Genomic DNA, 17536 nt, shown 5'->3' with positions numbered 1-17536 from the left:
ATTAGACTAAAAAAAGTTTGCTGGCTTTGATTTTTCAAAAATACCAGTAAGATGAATCACATCTGCTGAATGTGGGTTTAGAGCGCCGAATTCGCCAAATTTTAGAAGCATAAAAATTAAGGTTCGTAGTGAGGACTCTAGTCCTTCTTCGCTAACACTTGAGTTCTGAGGACTGAAGTCCTCACTACAAACCTTATTATGGATTTGTCTAAAAGCTATAGCGGTTCGATCGCCTTATGCCCTATGCCCTATGCCCTATGCCCTATGCCCAGCGGCACCTCATCTTTCTGAGAAATACTATAATTCTACTTCAATGTAATTTCGATATCTGCTAAACCGGTGAGTTTTTCCACTGCTTGCTGTTCTTCAAGTCGCGGTACAAAAATAGTTAAACCTCCGGGAACGCACTCAATAGTAATCGGAGTCATGCCGAAAAGTTCTCCGTCTACAACTACTTTCTGAGGCGGATCGGTAGTAATTTTTACTTTTTTGGCGCGAAAATAACCGATGTCATCGCGATCGCTCGGATTGCCAGTCAAAGCTGTTTGCAATAGGTGATAAGAAACTGCGATCGCCCCAGCTTGATTTTCAGGCGCAACCAGCGTCACATCCAGCAAGCCGTCATCAAAAATAATCCCCGCCGGGCCTTGAGCTAAAATCGAAGTAGGCGGCGCTGCATTCGCCACCGTGACGGCTACAGCAGTAACGCTGACTATTTTATCTTCTGTCTCGATTTCTGCTTCAAATCTTTCTAGATTGTTTAACTGTTTAATTCCCGACAGAATGTAAGCCAGCATTCCCCAGCGATTCTTCATGTCGCGATCGGCTAATTCGACAGTTTCCGCCTCAAAACCCACGCCAGCTAACAAAACCATCGGCATTTTACCGTTGCAAGTCGCCGCATCCACCACCCGCCTCAACCCTCCCAAAATAGTTTCGCAGGCGGCTTCAACTGTATTCGGAAGCTCTAAAGCATTAGCAAAAGCATTTGCTGTTCCCCGCGAAATAATTCCTAAAGGAATATTTGTGCCGACAATCGCCCCAGCAACTGCTGATAGTGTGCCGTCGCCCCCAGAAGCAATAATTTCGTCAACTCCCCTAGCAACTGCTTCGTGGGCGAGTTGATCTGCGTCTATTTCTGGCGTTGTCAGCACAATATCTAAGTCAATAAACGGCTCTAAAATATCCTGAATTATCGCCAAGTCTTGGTCTGGGTCTCTGTTGCCGGCGACGGGATTAAAGATTAGGCAGGCTGAACGTTTCATAGTTGATAATCGGTAATTGGTAATAGGTAATGGCTGAACTGAAATCATCGATTTTTTTCGTTTGTATCGAAGTTTATATCCCCCTAAATCGCTCTTAGGATCGAAAACTTAATAACTTAAACAACTACTACAGTCTTCTCTTTTGTAAGTTGCAAGAAAGAAGGAGGCAGAGCCTCCGGATCTGCATTACCAGGCAGAGCCTGGTAACGAGCAATGCCTGGTAACGAGCAATGCCTGGTAACGAGCAACCTGGTAACGAGCAACTCCGAAAACAAACCTCACCTATTTTTCAAAGGTTTGATTAAGACTTGACAAAAGTCCACTCTAACACTTCGCGCGGAGCTTTTGCCAGCGCTTCTTTGATTTCCTCATTGCTGTCAAACTTGACTTTATCTAAGCGGCACGCTTCGACGTTCACCGTAAACTTATCGTCTTCAAAAGGCCAAGGAGTTACAGTTACGAGTTCGTTGCTGTGCTGTAGAATATCGTAGCGCTTTCCGTCGGGGCCGACACTAATTTCTAAAGATCGTTCTCCGGCGGGCAACTCGCGGCTGCACAGAATTAATGATAGCCGATCGCACCACTGGAAAAAAGCATAAGCTGATTCTGCCTCTTCTTTAGAAATCTTAAACTCCTCGCGCCATTTTTTTTGGTTTGCGAGTTGTTCGTCCAAAAAATCGTTTAGTTCCTTCGACTCTCCCCGCTTTCCTTCATTAAGATAGCTCATGTGCATGGAAGTCAACATTGCTACCCACCGCCCCCGATATATAGAAGTCTCGGTCAATCCTTTCATTTTAGGCACTGAAGTTTCTGTGTCCAAGGTAAAATCAAAGGGCGCGCCGGCTTCAGTCAAAATATGCTCTTCCCACTCTTTTTCTAAATCGTCGTGGTGAGAAATCGCGGCTATGGTTTCGTAGAGGCGAAGCGGAGATTTCGAGCGCTTCCACTGTCCGCCAAGTTGGGCGGCCAGCAAAGCGTGGGCGCGGTGATAAATAATTTCCCAACCGGTGGCGGTTAAGTTGGCAATCATTGAATTTTTCTCCTGAATTGAGTTGAGTGCAAAGATTAAAAATTTTCCAGTGGGAGACAGAATTTTGAGAGTTTCAAACTTAGGAATTAAGTTTTTTGCTTCGGCAAAACTCAATCCCGATCGCCAACAATGCAATTAGTTCGATCGTTCGGACTCAGTTTTTCATAAAAGTCCGATCGCCCAAGTCGGAACCATCAAAGGTAGAAACAAAGTTAAATCACAAAAGGTTCGATCGCGATATCCTGCCATTTGCCCTCAAATCGTTCCACAACCAAAGGTGTGACTCGGAACTTGGGGGGAGTCCCGTCAAGAACATCAATCCGCAAACACGAATAAGGACGGCGTTTGTGGGAACCTTGACCGCTGCGGCCGACAAATAGCAAAGATTCCGCTACCCGCCGGCCGGCTGTTTTGACACCCGGTTCGCGCCCCAACCGATAAGCTTCAGGACTTGATGGTTCCTCCAACACCGGGCCTTCCGGGCGCTGGCGGCGCAGGCTGTGACCGCTTCCCCCGCAAACAATCCAATTAATCCCAGAGTCGCCGTGTCCGGTATCCCCAGTCTTCAGGTGTTCCAGACAGTGGGCGTGGCCGGTCAGTACCAAATCTACTAGCGATCGCCCGCCCGCCACTTCTCCAACTGCATCGCGCACCCCGTCGAGTACCTCGCGCAACCGCAACCGCACGGCCAAAGTTTGAGCTTGATTCCACTTTGTCGCCTCGGTTACGTAGGGGGGATGGTGCAGGTAAATTACCCGCCCCCGCACGTCTGAATCGCGCCAAGAGTCAATCAGTCGCCTTTCGAGCCATTCGAGCTGTTCGACATCGGTGGCTGTTTTGTCGGAGGACAGTTGTTTGTCAATATCCATCAGCATTTCGTCAACTTGCGCTAATTTGGCGCCCAAGTCGTCTAGCTGTTCGGCTTCTTCTGGAATTTCGGGGTTTAGCCGATCGCACATTTCCAGCATTGCTAATTTTTCTTGTTCCAACTGCTGGCGCTCGATTTCCAAATTCCGGCGGCGAATGTCGCCTTGTTTGGTTTTCGGCAGCGGCAAGGGTTCGTTGAATGTATTGGAGTCGAGGGCGAAGAAGTCGATGCCGCCGCTGCGGAACGTGTAATAGCGGTTGGGTAAGCGGGTAAAGCTTCCGGGTTGGTAGCGGATGCAGCGGCCTGTGCTGGTGCTGGCGGTGTAGTGGGTGTCTAGGTGGCGATCGAGTTCTCCCGGCAATTTGTGAGTTTTCAGGTAGTCGAGAAATGCTTTAGCGTAGGCATTTCCGCGATCGGAACCGTGCCAGCCGACATCGAGATCCAACTTGGCACCCAACAGCTTCCGCAGCGGCAAAGCTGTTGCCGACAGCAGGCCGTAGACTACGGGCAGGTCGTAATAGTCGTGGTTTCCCGGTACTGGCAAAAACGGAAAGTTAAACACCATGCGATCGTAAGCAATCCGAGAGGGATGCTCGCCGCCGACGATAAATTCTCGGTAGGGGCGAATAAAGTTTTGCAAGTAATATTCGCTGGAACCGACGAGATAAACTACATCCCCCGTGTGGAGGAGGAAACGGCAAGTTTCCCGCTGCGAGAGCATTTGCTGGGCAATCTGCCGCTGCGGGTTGTGGCCGCGGTGGTTGCTCGTGCCGCTGTCGCCTGCGACTAAAAATGAAAATTCTGGAGAGTCGCTGGTTTGAGTTTCTAAAACAATCCGAGTTTGGTCGATCGCCCGATCGACTATCGCCTGTTCTTGCCACCGCACCCGCTCGTTCATTTTGCTGATTTTGACTGTTATTCGCGGGTCGGACACGAATTTCACGCCGCCTAGTCTCCCAAATTGCTGAGTTCCTAGTTAATAGTGTAGCGATCGGGCGACTTTTTGCATCTCTCTAAAAGCTGAAAAATCGATCGCTCGGCCCCGAAGCTAAAAACTTGGTTTTTTGCTCGTTATACCATTTCTCTAAAATCATGCAATACTCTCCGCCCCCCCCTAGCCCCCCCTTAGCAAGGGGGGGGACAAGAATACTGTTTGCTCGTTTTGCTCGTTACCAGGCTCTGCCTGGTAATGCAGATCCGGAGGCTCTGCCTCCTCTTGCTCCTTCGATCTTGCAACTTATACCATTTGCTCAAAGCTTTGATGCGATCGCCCCGCCTAGCAACTAAAATAAGAGTTTGTACGAGGCGGTGCTGTTTGTTGTTGCCGAAGACGAAGGAATCTATCAAGAACTTGGGAAAATAACGCCAACAATGCCAGCCAACTATACCGAACTCGAAAAACGCCTTTGGGAAGCAGCCGACGAACTCAGGCAACACCTTTGTTTTCTCAAGTTCAAAATCTACTGTTAAAAAACGCCAACCTCCGCCAAACCCGCGACTTACTCCTCCCAAAACTCATCTCAGGTGAGTTAGACGTAGAGAATCTCGACATCAACAAGGGAAATATTGCCGCATGAACAGTAATCACTCATCTATGTCTAGGTTATCTGAAAATTTTTACGTCGATGATGATATCTCACAATCTCTTCAAAAGCTCCTTCGTGTACGTCCTCATGAAGTAGAAGCTAAAAAAACAATAATTCTCACCACTGCTCCTCAACTCTGGAATGTAGAGGAGCTTGGCAAGTCTTCAAAGATCATAGATTTGTCTAATTTAATAGGTATAAAAAGCAATGAGAATTTACTTGAATCGGAACTTTTAAATACAGTTATCGAACAGTTTGCTTTAGCTGGTTGGCCTAAAAGAGCTATATTTCCAGAATATCGCTCTGACCTTAAAGTTCGACGCATCATCGATATTGCTATTTTTGAACCAGAAGATACGTGGCAGATTGCTGTTGAGATCCAAGACTCAGAACGATTGTTAGACAATGCAGATGAACAAATTAAAACGCTATGTAGAGGAACAACAGTCAAATGGTTGTGTGCTACTAATGGAATTCAATTTAAACTTTTAAATAGAGAAACTAATGAACATCAGTTACTAGATCACGCACCTTCGCCCACTGAACTAGGAATTCATGAATGGGAAAATATCCCACAGAATGTCAATTCCCACTCCTTACGTATATTCAATCCCTCTTCAGTAGAAGTGTTATTAGCAGAAGTTGAAGAAAGCAAACCAGAATCATTAGTTATAGACTTCACAATACCTTGGGGGTTCAAAGTAAAGAAAAATTCAGATCTTTATAATAATGTAATTTCTCAATTCATAAACTCTTTACCTATCAATATTCGGGAACAGATGCCCGGTCGGATTGATATTTTACCTGTGATTTTAGCTTGGGCAGCTACTATTCCTTCAGTCAAAACTCTATCAGCTATTGTTTGGCCTGGAATTGCAATCAACGAATTAACTCAGTGGCTAAGAAATTGCCTCATTGAAAGATTTCGTTTGTGTAGTGTACTTGAACTACCTGGAAACCTCTTCCGCTTTACATCTATGATGACCAGCCTTCTATATTTCGGAGGAGAACGAGAGCAGGTCTATTTCGATGTTCTTGGATCTCGTGGTGATTTAATTAGTATGGATTCCCGTCCCTGGTTCGACAGCTTGTCAAAGTGGATGAAGGGCGATAAACCATCAACAGGCTATACAGCAAAAGTTGAGAATAACGCAAACTGGGCTGTTAGAGCTAACGACCCTGAAATAGATAAGACGTTAGAACGATTAAAACGACTGGGTAAACTTGTATATCTTGGTGAATTGTGTGATATCCAGCGTGGAGCCGTCTTAAATCGAGAAGATTCTGAAGGCACCACTCCACTGATACACGCTAGAGATCTCAGAGGCGGTTACGTTGATTTTGAGAACGCCCAAAAAATAGAAGCAAATTCCATTCCTGAACAAGTATTGCTAAAAAAGGGTGATCTTCTTCTGCCTGAAATAAGTGGAGGGTTTTCTGTTGCTCTCAACCGAAGTAGTGAACCCGCCGTTCTTGGTAGGAATGTAATTAGGTTGCGACTCAAAGATGACAAAGTGTCTAGCGAGTATTTGCGGGAGTACCTGAACTCCTCAACAGCAAAAAAGCTAATATCTGCAAGGGTATCAACGTTAGCTGACGTTCAGCGTATAACTACTCAGTCTTTGCGCGAATTTCCCGTTCCCGTAGTAGACTCTAAGCTCTATCAAGGGTTGAACGATCTCCAGCGTATTGAGGTGGAACTACGAGCTAAGGCAGATGAATTAGAATCTCTTCGACGTGCATTATTTGATGCACAGAACAGCCACTCTTTTCAAGCTAGTTTAATTGAATTGAAACGTCGTGGCACTCTATTAGAAACAAGTTTACAATCTGTTGACCGCTTAGAGTTCCAGATAGCTAACTTTTACCCATTTCCCATTGCCTATGGTTTCAGGTTACTTGGAAGTATAGTTAACCCTGCACAACTTTATAAAGAGCAACTGCGCGTTGCTGAAAATCTCCTAGCTTTTCTTGGGTCAATATCACTGGCGTTACTGCAAAAACAAGACCGTCAAAAGACAGGAATTGACCTAAAAAAATACTGGCAAGGTGGTATTTCTCCCGGTCATTGGGTAGAGCTTGTTGCTCGTAGTGCAAAAGTCTTTGGTACTTACAAAGATGACCCTCTAGCTGAACATATCTATCGGCTAAATATTGGTTCAGATACAAAGGGTTTTGGAAGTGATGTGACTGCTTTAATCAGAGCAAAGAATAATTTTAAACACGACCGAGGGCCAACTCTTGAGGAAGAGATTCTCAAAGCTACACAAGACATTCAAGAACGCTTAAAGCGATGTATGGAAGCATTAGCCTTTTTTACAGAGTATCCAATCCGTCAAGTCTTAGATGTTAACCCCAGCCGTTGTAATAGTACAACCACTTTGAAATGTTTGCGCTTCATAGGAGATCACCCAGGTTTACCACAAGAAGAAGTTATTTTACATAAAGCTTTGCATAAAGGTGATTTATTCCTAGATGCAGGCCGTCAAGAATGGGTGCCACTGTACCCTTTTATCAACGCAATAGCTTGTTCTAGTTGCAAGACAAGAGAGACATACTTTGTTGACAAATGGGATAACGGTATTGCTTACACAAAAAGCTTTGAGCGGGGACACACAGAAAGCTGTGGTCAAATAGCTGAAGGGTTAGCCGATTGGGGTAGTAACGAGTAAACCCTGAATTGAGAAGTGCGATCGATCTTACCCTACAATTCTGCACCCAACACGGCATCAACTTCGACAAAATCCAAGCCGCCACCGAAGCTTTCGCCCTTACCAAGCTGTGGAATGATGCTGTCGAACTTATCCTGATAAACGACGATTCCAAACAGCGATATCTAGCACTAACTCAGAACGTTAACAAACTCTACAAAGCGATTCTCCCAGACCCAGCATCTGGCGAGTTCAATCCTAGTTTGTACGCTTTTGCTGAAATTACCAAGCGCATCAAAAGTCTAACCCCACAGGTGGATATTGCCGAAGTCAAAGCCGCTGTTGAGGAAATTTTGGACAAATCCATCGGCACTTCAAATTATATCATTCCCGCATCAAATCAACCAATTGACCTCAGCAAAATTGACTTTGAATCCCTCAAAGCCCAGTTTGCATCGGGTTACAAACACACCGAAACAGAGAAACTCAAAGGCATAATTAGCAGCCAACTAACCCGAATGCTGCACCTCAACAAAAGCCGGATGAATTATCTCGATAAGTTTCAGCAAATGATTGATGAATACAACGCTGGTTCTGGTAATGTGGAAACATTGTTTGCCGAGTTAGTTGAGTTTGCCCAGGAACTAAATATTGAGGATAAACGTGCAATTGGCGAGAATTTATCAGAGGAAGAACTGGCGATTTTTGATTTGTTGACTAAACCAGATATCACCTTAACCGAGAAGGAAAAGCTGGAAGTTAAGAAGGTAGTCAAGGAACTTTTGTCAACCCTTAAACAAGAAAAATTAGTGTTAGATTGGCGCAGGCGACAGCAAACCAAGGCAGCGGTTAAAGTGGCGATCGAGGAAATGTTAGATAAACTGCCCGAAAGCTACTCAACCGCAGCGTACCAGCGCAAATGTCAAGAAATTTACCAGCACGTCTACGAATGTTATTCTGAGGCCGGACGCAGTATTTACACCGCCGCAGCTTAAACCTGAATAGTCAGCAACCCACGGCTTGTATCAAAATTTCATCAAAACTTTACCAATTTTTATTAGCTTTACTGTAATTTATGATACCAACCGCCCAATTGCCGCCAATCGCCACAAATGCGGAATTTTTAATATTTAATTTCCCGAGCTCCCTTTTCCTACCTCTCCCTCTCTCCCCCTCGCCCCGTCTCCCTCTTTCCCTCTCCCCCTCCCCTCTTTCACCCTAAAATTTGCAATTTTTGAGTCACGAATCATGGCACGATCGCAGCGTGTTTTGATACCATGCAATCAAGTCCAAGACAATCAGGGAATGCACTGGAGGTGCGTAAATGGAGCTTTTGGGAGAACAAAAACGGTGTTTGGATTGTTTAGTCACGTCGATCGAGCAATTGGGAGGTCGAGCAGACATTCCGAAGCTCGAACAGATAGCTGAGTTAATCATTCAAACCATGAGAGGGCCTTGGCGCTACTTTCACACGTCGGAACACATTTTTGAGGTCGGGGGGTCAGTCGATCCGATCGAGGTGCTGGCTGCGCTATTTCACGACCTCGTGTACGTGCAAGTCGATCAGGGCGTAAGTTTCAATATTAGCAGCGCCCTTTGTCCTTTTGTCAAAGAAGTGCGATCGCAGTTAATTATTAAAGATCAAACCGAACTGCCCGACGATACCATGTATCAGCTCGTGGCCAGTGTCTTTGGGTTCCTTCCCGGTAAGGCTCTCTCGCCCTTTGGCGGCCAAAACGAATTTTTGAGCGCCGTCATTGCTGCCAAATCTTTAGAGCCTTTTTTGCCAGCTAGTACGATCGCCGAAATTTCCGCCTGCATCGAAGCTACTATTCCTTTTCGTCCGTTGTCGCCCTCGGGTTTCAGCGCGATCGAACTTTTGCATCAGCGGTTAGTAATTATAAATCGCGATTTTGATTTCGGATGGACTGATGCCGAAACTGTAGAAATTGTCAAGCGTTCTGTGAGACTATCAAATCGGGATGTAGAGAATTTTGCCTCTCCAAATTCCTCTAATTTCTTAGACAATACCTGGAACTTAATGCCGGAAACCAACCACGAATTGAGCAATGTCAATTCCTATACTGTTGGCGGATACCGCAAATCTCTGCAAAAAATGGAAGGATTTTTAAACTTTCTCAAACCCGAACTCGTTTTCCAGCAGTTCATGCAAGAACCGGACGATGAAACCTACACTTACATGATTGCCCAAACACGAAAAAATATCGCCGCTGCCAAACTTTATCTCGGAATCAAACTAATTACCATCGCCATCTTAGAAGCTCTTTCCTACCGTTTGGGCCGCGACATTCCCCTTTCAACCATGATGGGAGAATTGCGCGCACCCGGGTTTAAAACATCGGTTCTAGAGGATTATTTGCCCAACAGACAAATCGCCTACCCCTTAGAAAGTCAGTTAGAAAAAGAGGTTTTAGATTTGTTAGCAATAGGACGCAATCAAGAATCTCCCTATGATATTAAAAACTCCCCCGTAGCTACCTTTATTATCAAATCTATCGGCTTTGCTGAAACTGAAAACTTCCTGAAGAAAGCTCAAGATTTTTTTGCAGAGCGTATTACGTCGGAAGAGTTTCTGTCTTACTGTGCTCCTGATGTCATCGACACCATTTCTTCGGGAGTTATGAAACTCTTTGACAGCAGGAAGATGGCTTTAGGGAAAGTTAAGTTAGCTCACCAAGCTGTTTCTTAGGGTATAGATCAGACGGCGGCTTCAACCAAATTTTATCAAAGGAAGACGGCGGTTGAAACCGCCCGGTCTTCTCACCGCTGATTTTTTTTAATCCGTTCTTTCAATGATGATAGTCAAGTGAGCGACTAATGCACCGATCGCACCTACTGCTGCAATCACAGGAAACAAAGCCGCACCGATTACTCCGCCGACTACTCCCACAGTCAGAGGGACTTCTACTAATATCCGTTCTTCTTCATTTTTGATAATGATGCGGCGGATATTGCCTTCGTGAATCAGTTCTTTAACCTTAGCAACCAAATCGTTGCCGTTAATCTTCAACTCTTCGACGGTAACTTTCTGCTGAGCATAAGCAGGTGTTTCTAAAGGAGTCGTTTCAAAGTTAACCTCAGCCACTTTTTGGGCCGAAACTGTTTTAGATACAGGTGTTGATTCGAGTTCTCTTGTCCCCACCGGTTCTTGTATGCGATCTGTAGGTGTTTCCATTTTTTGCTCTCCTTTTAGCTAAAAAATTTTTTGTATATGAAGTATCTCGTAAAGATAACACGCAACTTTTTGTCTGTGAATCATTCTTTTGGTTGATATTGCTGCGGCTGGCTCTATTTTTTCTCTTCATCTTTGAGGGCGAAATCCCAAAATTTGTCCTCCGGTGGCTCGATTCTCCCAAGAGGAAGAAGCAACAAGCAACAAACTCTCCCCCGCTTCCCTTTGCTTGTGCCAATACGCTAACTGTCTGCAGATCGCCGGCCGGCGCGCCCCTACATTAAAACACTCCTAACCCAGACAGCAAAAGGATTGTAGAGATATTCAGGCACTCAGAGTTAGAGAGTCAGCGGATGTACAGGTTGAAATAGTGACATTGTACTGAAAGTGCGATCGCCCCACCGTTTATATACTTAACACATCTCGTTTGGCAAACCGCACATGGAAACCCTCGCTTACTTTCCTCAAATGTCCTTTCTCTCTAGCAAGCGGGCGATACCAAACAAAACCCAGCCCCCAGACATTCATCCCATGAATATCTTAGAGTTTCTCATGAGAATTGCCTAAAATCAAGGGAAAAAAGAAGTAATTATCACCGCCAGATTATCCCAAAAAAATCAAATTCCTCAAAGAGAAGTTGAACTTGAGGAAAAGTTAGGTAAAATACAATTAATTGCTTCTGCTTCCCCTTTATTGGCCTTGTCCGATTTGACAGCTACAGAATTTGAATATCAAGTTGGCGGAAGTTTGCCGGCGAATGCTCCTACTTACGTCACCAGAGCGGCAGATCGCGAACTTTACGACGCATTCAAAGCAGGCGAATTTTGACGTGCTCACCGGGCGGCAAATGGGAAAATCGAGTTTGCGGGTGCAAACAGCACGCCGCTTGCAAGCCGAAAACACCGCCTGCTCACTTGTTGACATCACGGGAATTGGCACTGCCGAAATAACTCCCCTCCATTGGTATGCGGGCTTTACAGCCACTCTCGCCAACAGCTTTAAAATAAAAATGAATGTCAGGAATTGGTGGCGCGAGCGAGAACATTTGCCGCCAGTCCTCCGATTAAATGAATTTATCGAACAAGTATTGCTTCCTGCGATCGTCCGATCGTCATTTTTATCGACGAAATTGACAGCATTCTCTCCCTCAACTTCTCCCTCAACTTCTCCAGCTAGAGCTTTAATCGCAAAGGTGCGTCGGTGAAGCTTTGGAGTCTTGAGTCTGCTAAAGTAGAATCTGTGGAACTTGACAAATTGGTCGCAGTCGGCTGTGGCTGGCTGGAAGACTACCTGCGATACAATCCCGGTGGTGAGAGCGATCGGCATTTGTGCCAAACTAAATGACTGTTGATATTTCTTGGCAATTCTCCGCAACGGGTTTTACTTGAATTGTCACGGCGGGCGATCGGCTCCCGATTTGTCGCTACTCTTGTCTGATTGTCATATAATTTTCAGTAAGGGGTAATAGGCAATTTTCGGGCTCAGGTCGCGGATGTCTATCAATCTGAACTACCTTTAACTATATGAAAAATCAAAGGTAGTTATAACTGCTATATTCTGGTTAGTCGAATCTTGGATAGATGAAATTTACTAAATATAGCAATCCTTGCAGGATTTGTAGGACTACTCGTTACCAGTTCGAGCGAAAGTAACGCTTCTGGAGCGAGGAAAAGCCTACCCAATTGCGTCCCGAGGCAATGCAGCGAGTGACATCAGTTCCCTGGCTCTTCCTGGGAAACAGTTATTTAAATTGATTTAGAATTGCTACAGTCAGGTTTCAAAGGGGTGTCTGCTGTTAAATTAATCTAACCTGCAATATCGTTTCGGGTGAAATTAGCGCGATTTAAGCAAAAAAAAATCTTGCTGAATTAACTATATGCGATCGAGCCGAGTAGAGTTGATTGCCCAACTATAAAAAGAGTATAAAATGCAGTGCAAATAGTACGCAATACTCCAGCAGCCAACCACAACTGCCAATTACCAAAGGAGGGAGCAGTGTATGAAACTGACGGGTTGAGTCCCCTTAAATCGCCGCTTGGTTTGCGATCGACTCTACAAGAATTAACCTTGTACGATTTTTTTCTAGAGTCTGACTGTGTGGGTGACGAAGTTTCTCAAATTTTTCAAGCAAACCCTTTACTTCCCGGCATTATCATCACTCAGCAAGGAAAGTTTATAGGGATGATTTCGCGCCGGCGTTTTTTTGAACATATGAGCCGCCCCTACAGTTTGGAGTTATTTTCTCAACAGCCTTTGTTGATACTCTACCGCTTTACTAAAACTGATATGTTGGTTCTCGATCGCGAAACCTCAATTATGACGGCAGTGCGGCAGTCTTTGGAGCGATCGCCACAACTAATCCACGAACCCATTGTAGTGCAGGTAGAGCCGGAAAATTACAAACTTTTAGACGTGCACGAATTGCTGCTTTCTCAGTTGCAAATTCACGAGTTAGCAACCGTAGCGATGCGCGAATCCCAAGCACAATTGAGGCATCAAGCCCAACAGCTCGAACTTGCTCTGCTGGAACTTCAGCGCACTCAAACTCAACTAATTCAAACAGAAAAAATGTCTTCTTTGGGGCAGTTGGTAGCAGGAGTAGCTCACGAAATCAACAATCCTATCGGCTTTATCTACAGCAATGTACACCATGCGAAAGAGTATACTGAATGTTTGATACGGATGCTTTATCTCTACCAGCAGCACAGTTCCGAATCTATCCCAGCCATTGAAGCGGAATCAGCAAAAATCGAACTCGATTATTTGCTGGAAGATTTGCCGAAAGTATTAAATTCCATGCAGCAAGGTGCAGAAAGAGTGCGCGATATCGTTTTGTCGCTGCGGAATTTTTGCCGGTTAGACGAGGCCGAAATGAAGCTGGTCAACATTCACGACGGTATCAACAACACGATTATGCTTTTGCAAAGCCAGCTTAAAGGCAAACCGGGCCAGGAGGCGATCGCCATTCATAAAGAATACAGCGATTTGCCGCTGGTGCAGTGCTATCCCGGACAGCTAAATCAGGTATTTATGAATATTTTAGTTAATGCTATTTACGCTATAGTTGAGTGTAACAAACACGCAAATTTTGACAAAAACAGCCATCACTCTTCGCAAGTATGCGAGCAAAGTCATTACAAAACAAACACTACATCCTCAATTAATAACTCTACTTACCTAACTCCTACTATTCGGATATGCACGGAATTAACCGAGGGAAAAAAAGTAATAATTAGAATTTTTGACAACGGCCCGGGAATGACAGAAGCTGTGCGAAAACGGTTGTTTGACCCTTTCTTTACTACAAAGCCGGTCGGTAAAGGAACTGGTTTGGGACTATCCATTAGCTATGAAGTTGTTGTCAACCAACACGGCGGCGAATTGAAGTGCGTTTCGGAACCGGGAAAAGGAACCGAATTTGCGATCGAGATTCCGCTTCAACAGTCTTCGCCAGCACAGATTTTGCCTCGCTTTGCTTGATACATAAGAAGTCATTAGTCATTAGTTGTTAGTTGTTAGTTGTTAGTTGTTATTGGTTGTTAGTTGGTAGGGGCGGTGGATGGTGCGTGCCCGCCCTCTTAGTTGTTATTTGTTAATTGTTAGTTATTGGTTGTTAGTTGGTAGGGGCGGTGGATGGTGCGTGCCCGCCCTCATTTGTTAGTTGTTAGTTGTTGTGTTAGTTGTTAGTTGTTAGTTGTTAGTGCTGTCCCCCCCGATCTTTCCGTCCAACTTCATCAGGAACAAGGAAGAAGGAAGAAGCAATAAAAGTTAGGGATTCGGCAGTTTAAACCGCTTCTTGTCAAACTTTCGTTTCTCTTGCTTGAGACTAAAAAATCAAGCCCGCCGCCTACTGCGAATTTTTGCAAACCCACTTCCACAAAGGATGACTCGGCCCCTGTTGGCGGATGCGGCGCACTTGTTTTTCTAAACCCTGTTTTTCCTGCAGGGGCAATCCTCGCAACGCATTGCGAGTTTGCCAAGTTATCACTGCTAAAGTCATTCCTAAGCACAAACCGAGGCCGAGAGTCGGCCCGCGGTGAAAGTATAAACCGTAGTACACCGCAGCCCAAGTGAAGTGTTCTAACCACAAACCGATTTCGCGACGCAAACTCCAAATGCTGAAAGAACCGACGCTAATCCATAGCAATATCACAGTTAACCAGCGGCCGTAAACTGTTAGTTTGTGAAGCCTTTGGACTTCTCTTTGAAAAATTGGGTCGCTTTCATTAGTCATAGCAGAAGGAAGAAGGAAAAAGGAAGAAGGAAGACCGAAGTTGCAATCGACTGCATGGGGAAAGTGCAATAAGAACTTCCTAACCGTCTTTGCACGGTTGCTATAACAGCAGTCAGCAGCCCGATCGCTAATGACTGATGACCAACAATCGTTAAACTTCTTCTGATGGGTTGATTCCTTCTGCGGGGAGGGGGATGGAGTTGCCCGTGCGACTGCGCCACCAAGCTAGCAGCGTGCTGGCAATGAAAATACTGGAATACGCACCGGCAATAAAACCGATAATCAATGCTAAAGCAAAGTATTTAAGCGTTTCGCCACCAAACAAAAAGATTGAAAACAAGGTCAGCAGGGTTGTCAGGGTCGTGTTGATTGACCTTCCCAGGGTTTGCATGACGGCATCATCGACAATTTGATCGATCGACAGTCCGGGATTTAGCTTAATTACTTCCCGCACGCGATCGTAAATTACCACTGTATCGTTAACAGAAAAACCGATAATTGTCAAGAGCGCGACGACAAATAAACTGTCAACTTCCAGTCCTCCAACTAAACCCAAAATTGAGAATACACCAAGCGTAATTAAGACATCGTGAAACAGAGCAATAAAAGCAAAAAAGGCATAATCTAACTGAAATCGGAATGTCAGATAAAGAGTAATGCCTGCAAAGGAAAGCAACAAAGCCAGCAAACCAGAAGTAAATAACTGTTTGCCGAGGGTAGGCCCAACCGTATCTATTTGAATAGATTGAGGAGCAAAAGCGCCTAGTCTTTCGCTCAAAGCTTTTTGCAACTCAGTCCGCTTTTCGACATCCAAAGTTTTTGTCCGCAGCGACAAACCGCGCTGTTCTTTGCCGATAACTTGAATGCTGCTACCAGCTAAACCTTGGGTATCGAGGACTTGGCGGACAGCAGCAAGATCGATGGGTTTACAATTTTCCGGTTTCGTGCAGTCGAGTTCAAATTGCAGGCGAGTGCCGCCGATAAAGTCTAAACTGGGGCGCAGCGGTGCGCGGATGTCGGGACGAGTCCAAGAAATCGCCATCGATACTATACCTGCAAGGATGATCGCGGCGGAAATACTCCACCAGAGCGATCGATATTTGATTACACTGAATTTCATAATTTGAAGGAAGAAGGAAGTTCGGCAACGGATTGTGTAACGGATGTAACGGAATGTAAGAAGGAAGGAAGAAGTTAACAGTCAACTGTCAACTGTCAACTGTCAACTGTCAACTGTTAGCTGTTAACTGTTAGCAGTTTTCGACAAATTAGGACAAAACAACTGAGGTTTCCGCAATGCTGGAAAGCTCAATACTACGAACAGTAGAGTGCGGCTGCAAGTGAGCGCAGTAAACATACTCACTAATACGCCCAATGCCAGAGTTACAGCAAACCCTTTAACTAAACCAGCACCCAACCAGAACAAAGCAGCACAAGCAATAACTGTTGTGACGTTTCCGTCTAAAATGCTGGAAAAAGCGCGGTAAAAACCCGATTCTACCGATCGATAAAGCGTCTTCCCTGCCCGCAACTCTTCCCTAGTGCGCTCAAAAATCAGCACGTTAGCATCTACCGCCATCCCGATGCTGAGTACAAAACCAGCAATTCCCGGCAGCGTTAATGTCACTCCCAACAGTACAAAAGCAGCCCAAGTTAGCAAAGCATAAATTAACAGAGCAATATTGGCAATTACGCCGGGGAGTCGGTAGTAACCTATCATGAACATCAAGACTAAAATTAAGCCGCCGATCCCTGCATTAATACTGCTTTGAATGCTGTCTCGTCCTAAGCTTGCACCCACGGTACGGTTCTCAATAATTTCGACAGGTACCGGCAAAGCACCGCCCCGCAATTGCACTGCCAAATCGTTAGCTTCTTGGGTGGTAAAGTTGCCTTGAATTACGGCACTGCCGCCAGTAATTCCTGTCTGGGCAAATTCAACGCCTACTACAGGAGAACTAATCATTCTTTCGTCTAGAAAAATCCCCAGAGTCCGTCCGGTGCCGGCTAAATTTTTAGTTAGTTCGCCAAACAATTCGCCTCCTTTTGTATCGAAACGGAGAGCGACGTTCCAGCTATTCCCAGACTGCAAGGGTTGAGGTTGAGCGTCTTGGAGGTTTTCGCCGCCTAGTCCGCTGCTTTTGTAGAGTTTGGCGATCGCCTCATTGCTCCTTTTCAAAGCAGCCTGATTTTCTTGAACTGCGGCTTCATTTTTGCTAGTTTTCAATTCTGTTTGTTTTGCCAGCAATTCCTGCTGCAACTGCCTTTCAATAGCTAATTGCGCTTCTGTTCCCGGCAGTTGTTCCCGAAAGTCTAGCTTGGCGGTGCCGCCCAAAACTCGTTCTGCTTGTTGCGGGTCATTTACTCCCGGCAACTGCACGAGAATTTGGTCTTCTCCTACTGTTTGTACCACTGATTCGGAAACGCCCAAACCATTGACGCGGTTTTCGACTATCCGCCGCACTGCTTCTAACATTCCCGGATCAATTTTGGGAATTGTGGGGGTAGTTTTTATCTGAATCGTGAGTTGCGACCCTCCTTGCAGGTCTAATCCCAGCCGCGTCGGTATTGTTACTATTACAGTAATAGCTGCGACGATCAAAACAAAAATTAGGGCTAATATTGAACGCTGTTTTTGCATATTTAATTATTGGTTATTGGTTATTGGTTATTAGTTATTGGTTATTGGCTATTGGTTGTTGGTTATTG

At 45.2% G+C, this 17536-nt stretch carries 14 protein-coding genes; 7 read left to right on the top strand and 7 right to left on the bottom strand.

Annotation, left to right across the window (positions count from 1 at the left end; translation table 11 throughout):
• Positions 1-305: 305 nt before the first annotated feature.
• From QUB13_RS27375 to QUB13_RS27365, 3 genes are all read right to left on the bottom strand, one after another.
• Positions 306-1265, bottom strand: a complete 960-nt coding sequence (locus tag QUB13_RS27375) for a YegS/Rv2252/BmrU family lipid kinase (RefSeq protein ID WP_333387467.1) — start codon at positions 1263-1265, stop codon at positions 306-308.
• A gap of 301 nt (positions 1266-1566) precedes the next feature.
• Complete coding sequence (locus QUB13_RS27370; RefSeq protein ID WP_333387464.1) at positions 1567-2295, bottom strand: DUF3891 family protein; 729 nt, start codon at positions 2293-2295, stop codon at positions 1567-1569.
• 212 nt (positions 2296-2507) lie between these two features.
• On the bottom strand, positions 2508-4061 hold the full coding sequence (locus QUB13_RS27365) for a metallophosphoesterase family protein (protein ID WP_333387461.1): 1554 nt from the start codon (positions 4059-4061) through the stop codon (positions 2508-2510).
• Positions 4062-4459: 398 nt separating this feature from the next.
• On the opposite strand from QUB13_RS27365, the gene QUB13_RS27360 reads away from it, so the two are divergent.
• The 4 genes from QUB13_RS27360 to QUB13_RS27345 all read left to right on the top strand — a co-directional run bounded on the left by QUB13_RS27360 (position 4460) and on the right by QUB13_RS27345 (position 10110).
• Positions 4460-4633, top strand: a complete 174-nt coding sequence (locus tag QUB13_RS27360; RefSeq protein WP_333387458.1) for a hypothetical protein — start codon at positions 4460-4462, stop codon at positions 4631-4633.
• Positions 4634-4736: 103 nt separating this feature from the next.
• Complete coding sequence (locus tag QUB13_RS27355) at positions 4737-7421, top strand: type I restriction enzyme HsdR N-terminal domain-containing protein (RefSeq protein WP_333387456.1); 2685 nt, start codon at positions 4737-4739, stop codon at positions 7419-7421.
• A gap of 8 nt (positions 7422-7429) precedes the next feature.
• Positions 7430-8395: a type I restriction enzyme endonuclease domain-containing protein gene (locus QUB13_RS27350; RefSeq protein ID WP_333387453.1), complete on the top strand. Its 966-nt coding sequence runs from the start codon at positions 7430-7432 to the stop codon at positions 8393-8395.
• Between the two features lie 329 nt (positions 8396-8724).
• The gene (locus QUB13_RS27345) at positions 8725-10110 is read left to right on the top strand and encodes a hypothetical protein (protein WP_333387451.1); all 1386 of its coding nucleotides are present in this window, start codon (positions 8725-8727) and stop codon (positions 10108-10110) included.
• Between the two features lie 87 nt (positions 10111-10197).
• On the opposite strand, the gene QUB13_RS27340 is transcribed toward QUB13_RS27345, so the two are convergent.
• Positions 10198-10596, bottom strand: a complete 399-nt coding sequence (locus QUB13_RS27340; RefSeq protein WP_194010291.1) for a DUF4342 domain-containing protein — start codon at positions 10594-10596, stop codon at positions 10198-10200.
• 754 nt (positions 10597-11350) lie between these two features.
• On the opposite strand from QUB13_RS27340, the gene QUB13_RS27335 reads away from it, so the two are divergent.
• From QUB13_RS27335 to QUB13_RS27325, 3 genes are all read left to right on the top strand, one after another.
• Positions 11351-11797: a hypothetical protein gene (locus QUB13_RS27335; protein ID WP_333387447.1), complete on the top strand. Its 447-nt coding sequence runs from the start codon at positions 11351-11353 to the stop codon at positions 11795-11797.
• On the top strand, positions 11794-11937 hold the full coding sequence (locus QUB13_RS27330) for a hypothetical protein (protein ID WP_333093273.1): 144 nt from the start codon (positions 11794-11796) through the stop codon (positions 11935-11937). Before QUB13_RS27335 ends, QUB13_RS27330 begins: the two co-directional genes overlap by 4 nt.
• A 588-nt stretch (positions 11938-12525) precedes the next feature.
• A complete protein-coding gene (locus QUB13_RS27325) occupies positions 12526-14073 on the top strand; it encodes a sensor histidine kinase (RefSeq protein WP_333387445.1) in 1548 nt (515 codons plus the stop codon).
• A gap of 367 nt (positions 14074-14440) precedes the next feature.
• On the opposite strand, the gene QUB13_RS27320 is transcribed toward QUB13_RS27325, so the two are convergent.
• The 3 genes from QUB13_RS27320 to secD all read right to left on the bottom strand — a co-directional run bounded on the left by QUB13_RS27320 (position 14441) and on the right by secD (position 17468).
• Complete coding sequence (locus QUB13_RS27320; RefSeq protein ID WP_333387442.1) at positions 14441-14827, bottom strand: hypothetical protein; 387 nt, start codon at positions 14825-14827, stop codon at positions 14441-14443.
• Positions 14828-14978: 151 nt separating this feature from the next.
• On the bottom strand, positions 14979-15947 hold the full coding sequence (gene secF / locus QUB13_RS27315) for a protein translocase subunit SecF (RefSeq protein ID WP_333387439.1): 969 nt from the start codon (positions 15945-15947) through the stop codon (positions 14979-14981).
• Positions 15948-16070: 123 nt separating this feature from the next.
• Complete coding sequence (gene secD, locus QUB13_RS27310; protein ID WP_333387436.1) at positions 16071-17468, bottom strand: protein translocase subunit SecD; 1398 nt, start codon at positions 17466-17468, stop codon at positions 16071-16073.
• Positions 17469-17536 lie beyond the last annotated feature (68 nt).

It is taken from the genome of Microcoleus sp. B4-D4 (assembly GCF_036705185.1).
Lineage (GTDB): Bacteria > Cyanobacteriota > Cyanobacteriia > Cyanobacteriales > Microcoleaceae > Microcoleus.
This window is presented reverse-complemented; position numbering and strand designations above follow the sequence as displayed.